This is a genomic window from Pseudoalteromonas sp. SR45-1, from assembly GCF_014163655.1.
Taxonomy (GTDB): domain Bacteria; phylum Pseudomonadota; class Gammaproteobacteria; order Enterobacterales; family Alteromonadaceae; genus Pseudoalteromonas; species Pseudoalteromonas distincta.
Map to the genome: position 1 here is coordinate 33,017 of NZ_JACJDR010000012.1, position 18,321 is coordinate 51,337.

An 18,321-nucleotide genomic window follows, 5' to 3' on the forward strand; every position below is an offset into this window, starting at 1 on the left:
ACCTCTTATTCTGCTGCATGTACTGGCAGAGTTAACATATCTGGGGCAAGTTGTTTACGCGCAATGCGTAAACCTTTATTAATTTGGCTTATTGTAGAGTCTGGTAATGCTTCAAATGATTTTGTCTCTGCATTCCAGCTACCTGCTTTTTTGCCATCGCGTGTTAGGTAAATAAGCTCTAAACGGCCAATGCGTAAAAAATCAACTTCACGCTCTTTGTCATCCACATTTAAAAGTGCGGTATAAGCTTCAATAGTGCGCCCGTAGTCTACTTCTACTTGATACGCTTCAAGTACACGGCGAAATTTTTCACTTGAGTTAATATCAGCACGATTCATCATTTCTTTTAAAGACGTAACGCGCTTAGTGCGCTCATCAGCTAAAAATGGAATATCTAAAGATACAAACTGCTCAAGACCTTCAATCATTCTAAGCATTAGCGGCGTAATTTGACGTTCAATAATAGAAACCTGATCCATTGACAGGTTTAAAGATTCCATCTCTTCTATTTGATTATTTAATTGTTTAGTTAGCTGGGCGTTGTATACAGCTAAACCATCAATCTCTTTATTGAGGGTTTTAAATTGCTGTAAACGTCCTTGCATTGAATCTGCAATCTTGTCTATTTTTGTTTGTGATTGCGCAGCTGATTTATTAATTTCACTGCTTTTATCAATAACCTTATCTAAATCGTTTGCGTGTACTGCTGCACTTACGGCCACAATACCAGCTAAGATTAATGGTTTAACGCCTTTCATCGCATACACCTTTACTCGTTAGTTAGCGGATTTGCTAGTTTGTTTTTTTAGGTCATAAACTTTGTTATATAAATAATTTATGACTTAATAATTCAATGAGCAGGAGTTTATAGATGAAACATGACAAGGATGTTGCGCAAAAAAGTCGCTTTTATGACAATGGTAACAATTGAGACTTACAAGGAGGTTTTAACGCGAATAAGGGTACTTGCTGGCCAAATACCCCCTATTAAGAAGATGCAAGAAGGTGGTTAATCCAAAATTGAATTAATTTGATTAAGGGAATAGTGCCAATCGGTATAATTAATTTCTATAGGGTAAGCTTTATTATCTTTAATAAGCACCAGTGAGGGAAAACCTTGAATTGGTAAAGTGCGAACAAAGGATAACTCAGCTTTAAATTCATCATTAAGCTCGCTTGACGCTAGCTGCGCCGAAAACTCATCTTTATTTAAGCCAATTTTTTCAGCCAAACTAATTAATGTACTTTCATCAGACGGGTTTTGCGCGTTTAAGTAATAAGCATGTTGAATTGCAGCAATCATTTGAGCTTCTTTATCAGTTTTACGCGCTATAAGTGCAGCTCTGCATGCGAGATACGTTGAACGCCTTGGCTGGCAATCGCGCCAAAAGTTATAATTAAATTGCGTACCTAACTGCGCTGAAATTTTATGCCAAGTACCCTCAAGCATCTCTTTCATATTTTGTGGCATTGGGTCTTGGCTATCAGGTGCTAATCCACCTACTTTATATTCAATTGCTACTTTACCAGCAAGCTCTGATTTTAGCTTAAGCCAGGTTGGTGAGTAACCCCAGCACCAACTACACATAGGGTCATGAACATATATTAATTTACTTTGAGACATATTAATCCTTCAACTAGTTCGAGACGACTCTATTGCGACCTGAAGCCTTTGCACTATAAAGAGCTTCATCAGCTTGCTTTAATGAATCATCATAATCAGTTACTTTATTTACTTGGGAAATACCAATGCTACAGGTGATTGAAATACGCTGCTTGTCATCAGTAAATATAACATGCCCTGCCACGGCTTCTCGAAATTTGTTCGCAATTACAGAGGCTGCAGAGGCTGTGAGCTGCGGTAAAATAACAACAAATTCCTCACCGCCATAACGGGCCTTTAACGCAGTTGCCAAAAATTGAGACTCAAGAAGTTTGGTAAATTCTATCAATACCGTATCACCAAAATCGTGGCCATACGTATCGTTTAAAGATTTAAAATTATCTAAATCAATTAACAAAATTGAAAAAGGTAAGTACTGCTCTGGGCGTGTTTGAGCAAGCTTTAAAAAATGAGAGGTAATAAAACGCCTATTTGCTATGCCAGTAAGGGGGTCAGTATAAGCATCTTGTTTTTGCTCTAGCGTAATATCGGCAATAGCCATGTGGCTTTTATGCCTAAAATACTCACCAATAAATGAGAATAAAAACACCATAGAAAAGGACGCTATAAAACGTGTTTTTTCTACGTTGCCATAGCTAACTTGACCAAAGTCAGGGCCGTATAAAATAACAATACAAGAAAACAGTAAGGTACAGCCTAACCAAGCACCTAATCTAACCCCTAAAGATGCAAACGTTACGACAGGATAAAACATTAGCCAATATAGCGCGGTATTATCTTTACCGCCGGTATAAACAAGTGCAATAAACATCATGCACACAATGCTCATACTTATTAATGCCACAACTTGCAGGTTACCCGTTTTTATAAAGTAGATAGAACAGCATATATTTGTAATGTTAACGATAATTAATGAAGCGGTCAGTAGTGGCGAATAAAGCTTATAATTAAAAAACACTAATACTGCGATCACCACAATTGAAATCCCAATCATGGTAAATAAAGAAAACGCTTTGCGTTGCATGTCTGAGCTATAAACACTGTCGATATTTATCAGACTGAGCCAATTTGGTTTATTCACATTTTTTTTAGTCATTAATTTTATACTTTAAACTTTTGAACCATATTTTCTAAAGCACTAAACTGTTGTTTTAGTTTGGTACATTCGTCAAGCGTGTCATTTAAGTTGGCCTTGCCTTGTATACAAAGCGAATTAATTGTTTGAATATCTGTATCTAATAACTTAACAACTTGGTTTTGTTCGTCTGTTGCAGTGGCCACAGAGTGATTTGCATCGTTAATTTGTTGAATCGCTTGTATAACATGGCTCATTAAATTGCCAACAGCATCGGCTTGTTGCACGCTTTTTTCACTGCCTTCAAGGCTTGTTTTCATAAGCTCTACAGCAAGGTTTGAGCCTTTTTGCAACTGACTAACCGTGTCTTCAATCTCTTGCGTTGACTGTTGAGTGCGGTGCGCTAATTGGCGAACTTCATCTGCTACAACGGCAAAACCGCGTCCCGCCTCTCCTGCTCTAGCCGCCTCAATTGCGGCATTAAGTGCCAATAAATTAGTCTGCTCGCTTACACCTTTAATAACTTCAAGCACTTGGCCAATACTGGCTGTATGCGTATTTAAACTGTTTATAGTTTGCTGAGCTTTTTCCATATTACCCGAGAGCTGGTGGATAGATGCAACACTGTGGCTTAATGCTTCTTGGTTTTGTGTTGAGTGTTCATCTGCATTTTTAGCAAGCTGCGATGCACTCTCTGCATTACTTGAAATATCCATTGATGTGGCAGAAAACTGGTTGATAGCTGCTGCAACGCTATCGGTTCGTTTACTTTGATCATCATACATAGACAGCGAAGAATGTGTTTGTGATACCAAGCTCTCAATAGCTGTATCTAATTGCTTTGTAGACTCTTTTACTTGTTCTATTGAATGCTGAATTTTTTCGATGAAAATATTAAATGAATAGCTTAAATCGCCAAATTCATCGTCGTTTTCAACGGTTAAACGCCTTGTTAAATCGCCCTCACCTTGTGCTATATCTTTAATAGCATCGTTTAAACGATTCATTGGCTGCATTAAATAGCGTAATAAAAGCTGCATCATAATTATAATAGTGATAATTCCTATCACCATAAAAACAGCTGCGGTTTGGCCAAAATTAGAGACACTGGCATACGCTTTATCTTTGTCTATAACAACACCTAGGTACCAATCTACGTTTTCAATACCACTAATTTTTGTAAACGAAATAAGCTTAGACTCTCCGTTTATCTCGTACTGGGTAAACTCACTTTGTAAAGGCGTATTCGTGCCAAATATGTCTGATGTATTTTTTAAGTTTAACTGAGCATTTGGATGGCTTAACACTTGGCCTTTATTATCGAGTAAAAAACCATAACCGAGTCCTAAAAAGTCAATATCGTTGATAATTTTTGTCACGGTCAGCATATCAATATCGGCACCTGCAACGCCGCTAAACTGACCATTTTGGAGTATGGGTACTACCGCTGAAATTGTAAGCTCGTTAGTGGTTACATCGATATAAGGAGTTGTAAAAGCGGTATTTGATTTGTTTTCGACTAATTTATACCAAGGACGAGAAGTCGCATCAAAATCTGGAGGTAATACAACTGATTGATCGTTTAATATAAACGTGCCGCTAGATTTACCTATATACGTATTTTTAAAGCTTCCAGCAAGCTCTGCTGTATTTAATTGTGAAAGGGTGAGTGCTTTAGAATCATTCGCTTTATGGGTTTTAGCAATTGATATTACAATCGCCAACTTTGCATTTAACCAACTCGCTATATTTTGTGAAACAGATTCTGAGTTTTGTTGTAATACTAGGCTTAACTGCTGCTCTGTTTGCTTGCGCATTGCAATGTAGTTATTAAAAGTAAATAACCCTAGCACCAAAACCAAAATTAAAGAGGCTGCAATAGTCACTTTGGAAGTAAATTTCAACGAGTTAAGCATATACATCCTTTTTATTATTTATCGTTATTATCCATACAGTTTTAGCAAAAATTTAGCAAAATGTCCTAATAAATAAGGCTTGCGACTAGATTATTAGATAAAAATAAGGATAAAGGATTAAAAACAAAAGGCTGTAGGGGGTAACTGACTAATATTGAGATAAATTATGACTCGTATTAATTACCTGTGGAACGTTCCTATTAAATATAGCTTTTTAAGTGACTGAATACGTATTCAGTCACTTTTGTATAGTCTGTTATTTCCACTTATTTGCTAAGCGAACAACATTTAATCCGTACCATGCAATAAATACATAACATAACATTGGTACAACAAAGCTTTGTTGTATATTAACTGTGTCAGCTATAAACCCTTGCAGTAATGGTACAAGTGCACCACCAACAATTGCTAAACATAACCAACCAGAACCCTTACTAGTCAATGATCCTAGTCGCTCGATAGCAACCGAAAATATAGTCGGGAACATAATTGAGTTAAATAAACCAATTGCCAAAACTGAATATAAAGCGACGTCACCTTGAGTAAAAATTGTGATCAATAATAGCGCAATAATACTGAATGCATTAAATGCGATAGCCTTAGAAGGCGCTATTTTTTGTAATAAAACAGAGCCAATAAAACGCCCTACCATTGCCCCGCCCCAATAATAACTAATAAGTGCGGCCGCGGTATGCTCTTCAAGCCCTGCTATGTGTGCCTCACCAAAGTAATTTACTAAAAAGCTGCCGATGGCAACCTCCCCGCCTACATAACAAAATATAGCAAGTACACCCATAGTTAAGTGCGGTGCTTGAGTTAATGAACGAGATTCTACTGAAGCGTTATTTTCTTCTTTATGGGCTTCAATTTCTGGAAGCTTTATAAAGGCAAATATAATAGCGATAAGCAATAAGGCGCCAGCAAGCATTAAGTAAGGAACTTTTACAGACTCAGCAGTTGCTGCAGAAGCGGCTAGACTACCTGCTGTACCAAAAAATAATAAACCACCTACATAAGGCCCAACAGTAGTACCAAGCGCATTAAGTGCTTGTGCCAAATTTAAACGAGAAGAAGCTGTTTTTTCAGGCCCAAGAGCAGCAACATAAGGGTTAGCAGAAACCTGAAGTACCGTTACACCAGCGGCAAGTACAAATAAAGCGCCTAAAAATAGCCAATACTCATGTACTACAACAGCAGGGTAAAACAACATACAGCCAATTGAAGCCACAATTAAACCGGTTAAAATCCCTTTTTTGTAACCAAACTGCTTAACTAAAATACCCGCAGGGATAGAAACAATAAAATAAGCACCAAAAAAGCAAAACTGTACTAGCATCGCTTCAAAAAAGCTTAAATCAAATACGCCTTTTAATCGTGGTATTAGTACATCGTTTAAAACAGTAATAAAACCCCATAAAAAAAATAGGGTCGTCATTGCAGTCAGTGGAAACAGATAATTTTTATTTGGCTGTTCGTTGACCGCGAATGATTGGTTTGTATTTATTTCACTCACGTCGTTTTCACTCCATTAACAAATTGAAAACGATTTTACATGTTTAAATATAAATTAGTCAGCGCACTTATGGAACGTTCCAGTGTCGTTATTCACATTGCGTGTTGGTCGCTCTAACAATTCGGTCTATTTCGCCACTGTTATTAAACTGATAAAGCCCTTCGTTTATATCCTCTAATACTAAAAGCCAATTATGTGCACGCTTACTAATGGCAAAATATAACGAGTTATATTGCAAAGGAATGCTTTCTTGCTCAATGGAAGAAAGCAAAGACTGTTTTTCAGGTTTAGTTAAAGAGGAGTAATCCACAGATGATTTCAAAGCTTGAGGATCGCCTATAACCAAATCAACACGTTTAGCAGTCAGTAGCTTAACAAGCTGTAAGTCATCAACAGAGGCAATAACTTCAAACTCACCATTGTCCATCATGGCATCAAACTCTGGCGTATTTTGATACCCTCGAACAACACCAATCTTAAGCCCTTTGAGCGAGTTCAAGTTTCCTGTGAAATGGTCTGTATCGCCTTTCCTTTTTAAAAAAGCAATTTCGCCACCTTTAAACGAATTAGATAAGCCGAGTAATTCTCGACGTGTTTTACCATCAACATAATCGGAGGGGGCTGTATCTTCTATAAAGTATTCAGGCATTAGTATGTCAGCCCTGCCTAGTTCTACATTTCGTACCGCTCTTGCCCAAGGCAAAAATTCAATATATACGCTGTAGCCCTTACTATTTAACAAGGCAATTGAAAATTGATAAACCCAGCCTTTATTACATACATTATTACCAATATAGGGAGGCCAATCGAGTGTGGCTAGATGAAGTGTTTGTTTGGAGTTTTTAGCTTCATAGAGCACCCCTGATTTATGGGAATACCCAGTTAAAGTGTGTTGAGTACCATTTTGAAAATACTCAACCGATGTTTCAGCAAAACTATTACTAGTTGTTAGCAATAATATAAAATAAAACCAGCGCATTTTAGTATCTATTTGTGATTAATAGTGTTTTTAAGTTTAGCTACTACTAACACTTTTGCACAAATAAACCTTAACTAATCAGCTTTTTTGCCACCTCATTTTATTGTTTGTATCACGAGAGCTAATAATAGTATCGTCACTACTCTCAACGCCGCCTAATTTAGCTAAGCGATCATACAAAACTACATTACAGGTTGCTGCTAAGTTCATGCAGCCAATAGTTGGAATATAAACAACCTCATCGCACCACTTTAAGACGTCTTTTGATACAGAGCCATCTTCGGGGCCAAATACATAAAATGCATTTTCAGGATGTTTAAACTCAGGTAAAGGTGTTGCACCTTCAATAAGCTCAATAACCACAACCGTTGCGCCTTGTGGCTTTATTGCTTCTAAATTATCTGTTTCGGTTAAAGGAATACGCTCCACTACATTTTTTGTATCTGTATGGAACTTTTTGGCATTTAAGTAGCGATTGCCTGTAAAAAAAACTTGTTTAGCGTCATAACAGCCAGCTGCTCGCAATACACCGCCAACATTAGTCGGGCTTTTAGGATTGATTAAACCAATTACGGCTTGTTGTTTACTCATTAATCTACGTCCTTTGTTGGCCATTCTGCAATGTACAAATCAAAGTCGTCGAGCTTTACATCGCAATCTTTTACTGTTTTGTCTTTTACAGAAATACCTAGCTCATGCATCTTTGTTTTATCACCATTATTTAATAACGGATGCCAAGAAGCCAAACCACGACCTTCATGTAAACGACGGTAACTGCAGCTTTGTGGCATAAAAAAGATGTCTTTAAGGTTTTCTTTTGTGAGTTTTACACAAGAAGGAACAAGCGTTTGGCGGTTTTCATATTCGCTACAACCACAGGTGTTGTTATCAAGATACTGACATACAATATTAGTAAATATTAATTGCTCACCTTCGCGTAACTGATCGGTGGCGGTAAATTCGTCTTCATCTTCGCTATCAATAAACGTATTTAAACAACATTTTCCGCATCCATCACAAATGGCTTCCCATTCGTTTTGACTCATGTCGCTTAAGCTTTTTTTAAGCCAAAATTGTGTATTTGCTAATTGTTGATCAAACATAGTTTACTCGTGCCCCCTAAAGAGCGCGCATTCTACCGTATTGCTGTAAATGGCGCAAAGCCAATACCCTTTCAAAGTACTGGCTTTGCGCTACAAATTAGCTTTGAGATTTAACCCAACGCTTAATTTTTTCCTCAAGGATTGGCATTGGTAATGCGCCATCAATTAATATTTGCGTGTGAAACGCTTTAATATCAAATTTATCACCGAGTTCTTTTTTAGAAAAATCACGTAATTCTTGAATTTTAAATTGCCCTAACTTGTAAGAAAGCGCTTGTCCTGGCCATGCAATATATCGCTCTACTTCAGCAATTACATCACTTTTAGCCATAGATGAATTTGCAAGCATGTAATCTATACCTTGTTGACGCGTCCACCCTTTTGCATGAAAACCAGTATCAAGCACTAAACGCATTGCGCGTAATTGCTCATCCGATAAACGTCCATACCACATATAAGGGTCGGTAAATAAGCCTAGCTCTTTGCCTAAGCTTTCTGCGTAAAGCGCCCAACCTTCTGCGAACACGGTATAGCCACCAAATTTACGAAAATCAGGTAAGCCCTCTATTTCTTGCTGAAGTGCTATTTGAAAGTGATGACCCGGGGCTGCTTCGTGAATCGATAAAGTTTCGAGTAAAAATTTAGGCTGCGCTTTTAAGTTATAAGCATTGATATAAAAAATACCAGGGCGAGAGCCATCAGGCGCCGGAGATGCATAGGATGCACCTGCTGCCGACTGCGCTCTGTAGGCTTCAACTGCTTTTACAACGTAAGGTGCTTTGGGTGCTATGTTAAAAAGTAGAGGTAAACGCGCATCTATTTTTTTCTTAACGTTTTCATATGCCGCAATTAACTCCTCGGGCGTGTCGTAGTAAAATTCATCTGAATCGCGTAAATGATCAAAAAATTCAGATAGCTCACCTTTAAAGCCTACGGTTTCTTTTACTTTTTTCATTTCGCTTAAAATGCGCGACACTTCACTTAATCCAATGTCGTGAATTTCATCTGCAGATAAACTAAGCGTTGTGTTTTTCTTAATTTGGTATTCATACCATGCTTTACCGTTTGGTAAGTCAGTATAACCAACGCTTTCTCGACTATTAGGAATATACTGATTAGCTAAAAAGTCACTCATGCTTTTATAAGCCGGTACTAAGTGCTGCATAATCAATTGACGATACTGCGCTGTAATTTTTTGCTTTTGCTGTGCACTAAACGATTCTGGTAATTTTTTAATTGGTCCCCAAAACAGTGAGTCTTCAGCATTTTTAACTACATGAGCCGCAAATTGTGGCTGCAGTTTTTCAGCAAGTGGTTTTGGTAACGTAATACCTAGTTTAATGCCTTGCGCCATTGAGCGCTCTACACTGGCAAGCCACTTTACAAAACCTTCGCTGCGCGAGATAAAAGCCGTGTAATCTTCAACGGTATTAAACGGCTGAGCACTTTGACCTGAACCAAAACCTGCAAAGGTGTTATGCGCACCTGCCATTTGGTTAATTGGTAGTAAATAATCAGGAAACTGCATGCCTTCTAATTTAAGTGCAAGGTCGCGCTCTAATATTTCAAAACTTAAAAGCGATTGCCCTGTTAACTGTGCTTTATCTATAAAGTTTAAGCGCTGTTGATATTTTTTATAAAAAGCCGCTTTTTTAGCTCTATTTTCTTTTGAAATCTCAGGCGTAAATTGATCGTTAAACTCGTTACGACCATTATACGTTGCGCTGATGGGGCTGTATGTGAGCGATTCATCGTAATACTGTGCAACAAGTACATCGAGTTGTTGCTCTGCCGAAAGCTCTGAAACAATACCTGCCGATGCGTTAACTGTGTTTAGCTGCGTACTGGTATTAGTGTTTGTACTAAGCCCAGTATTCATACAGCCACTTAAAGCAAACATAACGCCACTGGCAACTAATGCTAATTTAATTGATTTCATGATAATCCTTTTTAATATCGTTTTTTGATTATGCGCATTAAACCGTGCTTAATAAAGAAATTACGATAGATTGCATTCATCGTATTAAATTTGCACTTTCATCTGAACTTGTTACATTTCTATTAATTCAAATATGATTTAAAAGAAAAATAAAATGAAAAAACAACTACTCAGCACCTCTATTGCCTTACTTTGCTTAACCACTTTTAATAGCCATGCAGTTACATACCTATCGGCTAAAGCCATGATTGATGTTAAAGATGGCAAGCTCATTAAATCGCCCTTAATTACTATAGATGATGGCGTGATCACTAATGTTGAACAAAATAAAAAACCAACGCTAACTAAAGATGATAAACATATTCAACTCCCTGATTTGACCCTTATGCCTGGTTTAATGGATATGCATGTGCATTTAACGAGTGACCCTACGGTGCCGCGCAGTGAACGTTTAGGCCAGTCAGTTCCTAGAATGGCGATTAAAGCGGCTCATTTTGCTAAAAAAACCTTAGAAGCTGGATTTACAACAGTACGTAATGTTGGCGCAGAAGGTTACAGCGTCATAGCCGTGCGTGACGGCATAAATGCGGGTGACATAGTTGGCCCTCGTATTTGGGCTGCAGGCCCATCACTCGGCATTACTGGCGGGCACTGTGATAACAACCGCCTGCCTCCTGAGCTTAAATATACTTCAAGTGGCGTCGCAGACGGTCCATGGGCTGCGCGTATAAAAGTACGCGAAAATATTAAATACGGGGCAAATGCTATTAAGTTTTGCGCCACAGGTGGAGTATTTTCAAAAGGGACTAAAGTAGGTGCACAGCAGTATTCTTTTGAAGAAATGAAAGCCATTGTTGATGAAGCCCATATGCGAGATTTACCAGTAGCTGCTCACGCACACGGTACAAGCGGTATAAAAACAGCCATTAAAGCGGGTGTTGATAGCGTAGAGCATGCCAGCTTTTTAGATGACGAAGCGATAGCGCTTGCCAAAGAGTATGGAACTTGGCTTTCTATGGATATTTATAACACCGAATACACACTCACTTATGGCGAGCAAAACGGCGTAGACGAAGAAAACCTAAATAAAGAGCGCCAAGTTTCTAAAAGGCAACGTGATAGCTTTAGCCGTGCCGTAAAAGCGGGTGTTAAAATGGTGTTCGGTACCGATGCAGCAATTTACCCGCACGGAGATAATGCAAAACAGTTTAGCCGCATGGTTGAATTTGGCATGACAGAACTACAAGCCATTCAAGCATCAACTATTAATAGCGCTAAGTTATTAAAAATGGATACTCAGTTAGGACAAATTAAAACCGGATTTGCAGCTGATATAATTGCGGTAAAAGCAAATCCTCTTAAAAGTATTAAAACCTTAGAGGCAGTACCTTTTGTAATGAAAGCAGGTGTTGTTTATAAAAACCAGTTGTAAATACACGCTATTAAGGCTGAGTTTACTCAGCCTTAATAAAACTCTCACCTATATTGAATATGCCATAAAAGGGTCACCGCCCCCCTATTAGACTCGCTTTTGTCTATTAATTATCCGAACAGTTTTATTTAATCAAATAAAATGAACTTCCTATTCACTTTAAAAACAATAACCATTATCATTCGCGCAAATCCAATAACGCGAATAGTTATCACTCTATGAAAACGTTTAAGTACTCTCTTATTACTCTTGCTTGTTTAAATGCAAATGTGGCATTTGCCCAAAATACACAAGTTAATCCTGATATTGAACGCATCAGCGTATACGAAAAGCAAAACCGCGTGGTGATGAGCTCTGGTCTTGCTACTAAATCAGACATGTCTTTAATGGAAACTCCTGCACCGGTAGTAATTATTGACCGAGAACTGATTGAATCTCAAGGTGTAGATAGCTTACAAGATTTAGTTAGAAACGTAAGTGGCTTAACACAAGCAGGTAATAATTACGGTATTGGTGATAACTTAGTAATTCGTGGTTTAGATGCAAACTACACCTACGATGGTATGTATGGTGGTGCAGGCCTGGGTAATACATTTAACCCAACTCGTTCACTTACAAATGTTGAATCTGTTGAGGTTTTAAAAGGCCCTGCAACAGGTTTATATGGCATTGGTAGCGCAGGTGGCGTAATTAACCTAATTGAAAAAAAGCCAGAGTTTGAAGAAAAACACAAAGTATCGGCTGAGCTTGGTCAGTGGGATAGCTATTCATTATCGTTTGATAGCACTAACGCTATAACAGATGATTTAGCTTATCGTGTTATGGCTAAAACAGCGTCAAGTGACGGATTTCGCGATTTAAAAGAAGATCGCGACGAAATTTATACCTCACTTAAATACGTGCTTAATGACAGACAAAACATCATGCTTTCTGCAGCCTATATAAAAGATGAAATAGCGGTTGATTCTATTGGTCATCCTATTCGTATTTACAGTGCAGAAACTGCAAACGGCTTAAGCGCGGATGAAGTAACTGGTGCCGATTTAGTAAACGATCCGACAGGAAGCGGCGTACAGTTAAGTGATGCACAACGCGACCAACTTGCTAATTCATTATCAGCATCTGATGGCTTAACACCTTATAGCTTTGGCACAAATGGTATTATTTCACCAATGGCTGATGCTAACGAAGGTGAAGAGTTGCGTTTTAAATTAACGCATAACTATTACATTACTGACGATTTGTTTTTAAACCAGCAGCTACAGTACCGTAACTACACATCAAGTTTTGCGCGCCAAACAGGTGCATATAACTACGTCTATTCAACACGCGATGGAATAATTAATAACGACCCTCGTGCTCCATTAGTTGAAGACGGTGTACTTTACCCGTATGCAGCACGCCGCCAAGAATACCGCCAAGTAGAAGCAGATGAAAAATCATGGCAGTACTTCTTAGATTTACGTTATGACTTTATGTTAGGCGACGTAGATAACGAATTACTAGTTAACGCCAACTACGAAGATAGAGATATTCGTTTTAAACAATTCTCAATATGGGATCAAGATTACGTACTCACAAACAATGATGGTGATGTAACGTACCAAGGTTCGTTGCCGTATATTTACGATATAAGAAAACCAAATTGGCCAACCGGTAACTTTGAAGATTACGATCCGCTTAAAACAAGTGACTACAATAAAAAAGTACAAGCATGGGGCTTAGGCATTCAACATGTTGGTTACATAACTGAAGAACTTACAACGCGTATTGGTGTGGCGTATAACCGAATTGAGCAAACTTATGAGCACTTTGGTGTTGATGAGCGCTACAGTTCTAGCCGTGCAGAGCCAACACCTGAAGCGAGTACATCAGATTCTGGCTTAACGTATAACCTTGGTGCAACGTATCAGCCATCTGAAGATTTATCTGTATTTGTAAATCATTCAAAAGGGCGTACAGCGTATAGTGTATTAGGCTCTGTGGCAGGTAACGAAGCTGACCGTGAAGATTCAGAGTCTATAAGTAACGACCTAGGCTTTAGATTTAAAGCATTTGATGACCAACTACTCGCATCTGTTGTTATATTTGAAAGCTCTCGTACTAATTTAGAATACGCAAACCCGCTTTATGACGCATTAACATCAGGCTCAGATGTACCTGAAAGCTATTATGATGGTAAAGAGCAAACAAAAGGTGTTGAGCTTGATTTAAATGCTTACTTGAACGATAAATGGAAAGTAAACGTAAACGGTATTTATCAAGATGCACGTGACAAAAGTAATCCTAATAGCAGCAGTTACGACACACGCCAAAAAGGTGTGCCTTACGTAACAGCAAGTACGTGGGTAACCTACTACGCAGATATGTTTAATTTACCTGAAGCTGTAAATATAAGTGGTGGTATTACATTTGTAGATAACAGAAGTACTAATTCAAGTTCGTTTTCGATTCCTGATGGTTATGTACCAAGTTACACGACTTACGATACAGCTGTATCGTATACAACTGATAAATGGCATATGCAGTTAAACTTAAATAACTTGTTCAACAAAAAGTATTACTCAAAAGCGATGTTTTTAGGTGGTATGCCAGGCGAAGAGCGTAATGCAAAACTAAGTTTTAGTTACACACTTTAATTGGTTAACCTGAACTCTGGATAATAAATCTATCTCAAGCAGCTATTTTCAGCGCTCAGGTTAGTTAAATACTTAAAAAGCACGGTTTTCTAATTTAGTAGCCGTGCTTTTTTGTGTTTTATAAACGCTTAATCTAAATTAAATAGTAACCACTATGCGACCGTTAATTTCACCTTTGAGCATATCATCAAAAATTTCGTTAATGTCCTCTAAGCGTTTTTCTTCAATAATCGCTTTTACTTTACCTTGCGCTGCAAATTCCAAGCATTCTTGCAAATCTTTACGCGTACCAACAATAGAGCCCACTACTGAAATGCCATTAAGCACAGTATCAAAAATAGGAAGTGGCATATCCTCTGGAGGTAATCCCACTAATACGCATTTACCGCCACGGCGTACACTTTGATAGGCTTGTTCAAACCCCGCTTTAGACACCGCAGTACACACAACACCATGCGCGCCACCTACTTGTTCAAAAATAGCTTCGCTTGGAACCACCTCTTTAAAATCGAGGGTGATATCTGCGCCTAGCTCTTTAGCAAGCGCGAGTTTTTCTTTACCTGTATCAACAGCTATTACATTAAAACCCATTGCTTTAGCGTACTGTACTGCTAAATGACCAAGCCCGCCCACACCAACAATAGCAACCCACTGCCCTGGTTTAGCACCGGATACTTTTAATGCTTTATAGGTTGTAACACCTGCACAAAATAATGGAGCAGCCTCAGAAAAACCGAGTTCTTCTGGTATTTTTACAACGTAGTCGCCATGCGCTAAACAATATTCTGCATAACTACCGTCAATAGAATAGCCAGTATTGTGCTGCGATAAACACAGTGTTTCTTTACCATCTAGGCAAAACTCACAGTGCCCACATGCGCTATAGAGCCAAGGAATACCGACTCTATCGCCAACTTCTAAGTGCTTAATGTTGCTTCCGACTTTTTCGATAACACCGACACCTTCGTGCCCTGGTACTAATGGCATTTTTGGTTTTACTGGCCAATCCCCATGACAGGCATGTAAATCGGTATGGCAAACGCCACAGGCCGCTATTTTTACTAAAACATCGTTTATTCCCACCTCAGGAATTGGTAAGTCTGTTATTTCTAATTTACCTTTGTATTGAGTATTAATTGCAGCTTTCATAGTCATTCCATCGTATGTGAAGAAAATTAAAGATAAGGATTTATTTATGTATTGTTGTGTACAACATATCCTAATATAGATGTATAAATATTAATCTAAATCATATTTTAGTCATTTAAATTAACTTATAAGCCTGCTAAGAACTTGCTATCCATAATGAGCGTGATAGCATTTACTTTCTGAAATTACTGAAAGTTACTAAGCTATGAGTTTATCCGAAAAGAATTTTGCCTTTGTAATGCATTGTGGTGAGATGGGCAGCCGATGGGGATTCAATCGTACGATCGGACAAATGTGTGGTTTGCTGATTATTACTAAAAACCCAATGACAGCTAATGAGATTGCAGATGCGCTTAGTATTTCTCGCGGTAATGTAAGTATGGGCATTAAAGAGCTGCAATCGTGGCAGTTAATTAAAGTACAGCATATTCCTGGCGATCGTAAAGAGTACTACGCCCCTGCTGGCGATATTTGGGATATGGCAAATCGCGTATTTGAAGAACGTAAAAAACGTGAAATTGAGCCCACCTTAACACTACTACGCGATAACTTATTAGACGAAGCCAGTAACGACGATGAACTTTACGCACAAAAACAAATGGGTGAGATTCACAACCTACTTGAAACCGTCACTAAATGGTCATCAGAACTACAGCGTTTAACGCCAGAGCAACTTAATAAGCTAATGAAGCTAGGTTCTGGAATTGGTAAAGTTATTGACCTAAAAGAAAAGATATTCAAAAAAGAATAAAGCCGCAATTGCGGCTTTATTTATAGGTATATTTTAAAAATTAGATTTTTGGATAACCAATTCTATCCGACAAGTAACCTACACTAGTAGCAAAGTAATACGAGCGATTCCAATGCATAAACACTTTGTAGTTATCGTACGCTAAGTACATACGTCCATTTATATCATCAGGCATAACCAGCGCAGCACGTACGTCTACATTAGGTAAATCAGAACCATCAGCTTTACGAACACCCAGTGCTTGCCAATCAGCTAATGAGCGCTCTGAGTCGTTCCAATATTCTAACCACTGCTTGCGAGTTTTTGTACCACGCACTAAAACGTATTTACTATCAAAGTTTTCAGGTAACTGAACTTGGCGACCCCACGTAAGAGAGTCATTCCAGCCTTCTTGCTTTAGGTAATTAGCAATTGAGGCAAAAGCATCTTCTTTTGTAGTCCAAATATCTTTACGACCATCGTTATTGTAATCAACCGCGTAAGCATTAAAAGAGGTAGGCATAAATTGCGTTTGCCCCATTGCGCCTGCCCAAGAGCCTTTAAATTTATCAAGCGTTATGTGGCCCGACTTTAAAATATCCAGTGCAGCCCAAAGTTGGCGCTTATAAAGTGCTTCTCGGCGTCCATCAAAAGCAAGTGTCACTAATGATGAAATAACGTTATGACCGCCTTGAATTGTACCAAAGTTACTTTCAAGCCCCCAAAGCGCGACTATAAAGCGTGCTTGTACGCCAAACTCTTTCGCTACTTTTTCAAGTACCTCTTTGTTTTCTGAGTAAAGCTTACGTGCGCGGTCAATCTTCCATTGTGGTACACGTTTTGGTAAATACGTTTCAAGGGTTTCTTTTACTTCTGGCTGGTTTTTGTCAGCCGAAACCACTTTTTCTTTATACGTTGCTGTTGCAAACGCATCGTCAATAAGTTTGGCTTCATAACCTTTTGCGATAGCTTCTTGCTTTAAATTCGCTAAATAATCTTGAAATTCAGCCTGAGTTTTTGCCATAACAGGTGAGCTTAAACATACACCACATAATATAACGATAAGTTTTTTAATCACTATCAACTCCATTGTCTTTTCGTAATTGGCTTAGCAAATTTTGCTCAGGTGGTGGAATTTGTAAGTAGTAGCCTTTATCAGGATTTGATAACGCTGCTTTTACAGTTTCTAAATCTGCCCCACCTAAATGCTCACGTTTTGCTAAATTGATGATCATCACATAAACAGGTTGACCAAACATAGTCATCAAAGGTTCCGGAACTTTGCTAAAATCATCTCTTTTTTCAACAAATAAGAACGTATCCGCTTTTTTCTTACTTTTATATACTGCAGTGAGCATTATGGCCCTATAAATTCTTGCTTAACAATGCCGCACACTATAACATGAGAGTAATAATAAGTTAGAAAAATTAGATTAGAAATTTCAATAAAGGCCCTATTCAGCCTACGTTTATCTAAAATTAATTTCTAATCAGACAAATCAATTGAGCGTGTATGTCGGACCAAATTTTTGAGTTAAAAGGGAATCTTTTTACGTTATCAGTTTTGCATCTTTATAGTACTGATATAAACCTTTTAGCAGAACAACTGTATGTAAAAATAGCCCAGGCCCCTAAGTTTTTTGAGGGTGCGCCTATTGTCGTTAATTTAATTGAAATTAAAAACAGTTCACTTGATTTTGTTCACTTAAAATCATTAATCGAGCGAATGAGTTTTAATCCAGTTGGTGTGTGTAATGGCTCAGATGAGCAACATACTCAAGCAAAGTCTGCTGGCTTATCTGTTTTAAATTATTCACAAGACGTTAAGAGCGAACCTGTTAAACAAGAGCCCAATACATCGATTGTAGAAAAAACGGTGCATTTACCAGCGCAAATTATCAGCGGTACAGTTCGCTCTGGACAACAAGTTTATGCAAAAGATAGAGATTTGATAGTACTTGGCGCAGTTAGCCATGGTGCGGAAGTCATTGCCGATGGGAATGTGCATATTTATGGCACGCTACGCGGTCGCGCTATTGCAGGCGCAAAAGGTTTTAAAGAAGCACACATTTTTTGCCAAAAACTTGAAGCCGAGCTGGTTTCAATAGATGGTAATTACTGGATCAGTGATTCGCTACAAGGTGAACATTGGGGAAATGCAGTGCAAATACAACAAAAAGACGAATCATTAGAAATTTCAGCTTTGGTTAAAGGATAAATCT

The 18,321-nt window shown here is 38.3% G+C and carries 16 protein-coding genes; 4 read left to right on the forward strand and 12 right to left on the reverse strand.

Annotation, left to right across the window (positions count from 1 at the left end):
• Positions 1-5: 5 nt before the first annotated feature.
• The 9 genes from H5089_RS13180 to H5089_RS13220 all read right to left on the reverse strand — a co-directional run bounded on the left by H5089_RS13180 (position 6) and on the right by H5089_RS13220 (position 10,149).
• Complete coding sequence (locus tag H5089_RS13180; protein ID WP_182712384.1) at positions 6-758, reverse strand: DUF3450 domain-containing protein; 753 nt, start codon at positions 756-758, stop codon at positions 6-8.
• 251 nt (positions 759-1,009) lie between these two features.
• Positions 1,010-1,624 (reverse strand): DsbA family protein, encoded by a 615-nt coding sequence (locus tag H5089_RS13185; protein WP_182712385.1) that lies wholly within the window; start codon positions 1,622-1,624, stop codon positions 1,010-1,012.
• Between the two features lie 13 nt (positions 1,625-1,637).
• Complete coding sequence (locus H5089_RS13190) at positions 1,638-2,720, reverse strand: GGDEF domain-containing protein (protein ID WP_182712386.1); 1,083 nt, start codon at positions 2,718-2,720, stop codon at positions 1,638-1,640.
• A gap of 5 nt (positions 2,721-2,725) precedes the next feature.
• On the reverse strand, positions 2,726-4,615 hold the full coding sequence (locus H5089_RS13195; RefSeq protein WP_182712387.1) for a methyl-accepting chemotaxis protein: 1,890 nt from the start codon (positions 4,613-4,615) through the stop codon (positions 2,726-2,728).
• Positions 4,616-4,871: 256 nt separating this feature from the next.
• Positions 4,872-6,128 carry a sugar MFS transporter gene (locus H5089_RS13200; RefSeq protein WP_182712388.1) on the reverse strand — a complete coding sequence of 419 codons (1,257 nt, stop codon included), beginning with the start codon at positions 6,126-6,128 and terminating at the stop codon, positions 4,872-4,874.
• 88 nt (positions 6,129-6,216) lie between these two features.
• Entirely contained in the window at positions 6,217-7,107 is an 891-nt protein-coding gene (locus H5089_RS13205) for an ABC transporter substrate-binding protein (RefSeq protein ID WP_182712389.1), read from the reverse strand.
• 78 nt (positions 7,108-7,185) lie between these two features.
• Positions 7,186-7,698, reverse strand: a complete 513-nt coding sequence (locus tag H5089_RS13210) for an RNA methyltransferase (RefSeq protein WP_024595017.1) — start codon at positions 7,696-7,698, stop codon at positions 7,186-7,188.
• Positions 7,698-8,210, reverse strand: coding sequence for a YcgN family cysteine cluster protein (locus tag H5089_RS13215; protein WP_004334734.1), 513 nt, complete (start codon positions 8,208-8,210; stop codon positions 7,698-7,700). Before H5089_RS13215 ends, H5089_RS13210 begins: the two co-directional genes overlap by 1 nt.
• Positions 8,211-8,307: 97 nt before the next feature.
• The gene (locus H5089_RS13220; RefSeq protein WP_182712390.1) at positions 8,308-10,149 is read right to left on the reverse strand and encodes a DUF885 family protein; all 1,842 of its coding nucleotides are present in this window, start codon (positions 10,147-10,149) and stop codon (positions 8,308-8,310) included.
• 154 nt (positions 10,150-10,303) lie between these two features.
• Here H5089_RS13220 and H5089_RS13225 point away from each other — a divergent pair, with 154 nt between their 5' ends.
• Together H5089_RS13225 and H5089_RS13230 are read left to right on the forward strand one after the other, a co-directional pair.
• Complete coding sequence (locus H5089_RS13225) at positions 10,304-11,581, forward strand: amidohydrolase family protein (protein WP_182712391.1); 1,278 nt, start codon at positions 10,304-10,306, stop codon at positions 11,579-11,581.
• A gap of 218 nt (positions 11,582-11,799) precedes the next feature.
• Positions 11,800-14,220 carry a TonB-dependent siderophore receptor gene (locus H5089_RS13230; RefSeq protein ID WP_182712392.1) on the forward strand — a complete coding sequence of 807 codons (2,421 nt, stop codon included), beginning with the start codon at positions 11,800-11,802 and terminating at the stop codon, positions 14,218-14,220.
• Positions 14,221-14,358: 138 nt separating this feature from the next.
• Here H5089_RS13230 and adhP read toward each other — a convergent pair whose 3' ends face one another.
• Positions 14,359-15,369 carry an alcohol dehydrogenase AdhP gene (adhP, locus tag H5089_RS13235; protein WP_182712393.1) on the reverse strand — a complete coding sequence of 337 codons (1,011 nt, stop codon included), beginning with the start codon at positions 15,367-15,369 and terminating at the stop codon, positions 14,359-14,361.
• A gap of 205 nt (positions 15,370-15,574) precedes the next feature.
• Between adhP and H5089_RS13240 the strand changes: the two genes are divergently transcribed.
• A complete protein-coding gene (locus tag H5089_RS13240) occupies positions 15,575-16,120 on the forward strand; it encodes a GbsR/MarR family transcriptional regulator (protein ID WP_024596846.1) in 546 nt (181 codons plus the stop codon).
• A 40-nt stretch (positions 16,121-16,160) separates the two neighbouring features.
• Here the strand turns inward: H5089_RS13240 and H5089_RS13245 are convergent, their stop codons facing one another.
• Together H5089_RS13245 and H5089_RS13250 are read right to left on the reverse strand one after the other, a co-directional pair.
• The gene (locus H5089_RS13245; protein WP_182712394.1) at positions 16,161-17,177 is read right to left on the reverse strand and encodes a lytic transglycosylase domain-containing protein; all 1,017 of its coding nucleotides are present in this window, start codon (positions 17,175-17,177) and stop codon (positions 16,161-16,163) included.
• Positions 17,170-17,457 carry a YcgL domain-containing protein gene (locus tag H5089_RS13250; protein WP_008134235.1) on the reverse strand — a complete coding sequence of 96 codons (288 nt, stop codon included), beginning with the start codon at positions 17,455-17,457 and terminating at the stop codon, positions 17,170-17,172. Before H5089_RS13250 ends, H5089_RS13245 begins: the two co-directional genes overlap by 8 nt.
• A gap of 155 nt (positions 17,458-17,612) precedes the next feature.
• Here H5089_RS13250 and minC point away from each other — a divergent pair, with 155 nt between their 5' ends.
• Positions 17,613-18,317 (forward strand): septum site-determining protein MinC, encoded by a 705-nt coding sequence (gene minC, locus H5089_RS13255; protein WP_182712395.1) that lies wholly within the window; start codon positions 17,613-17,615, stop codon positions 18,315-18,317.
• Positions 18,318-18,321: the final 4 nt, after the last annotated feature.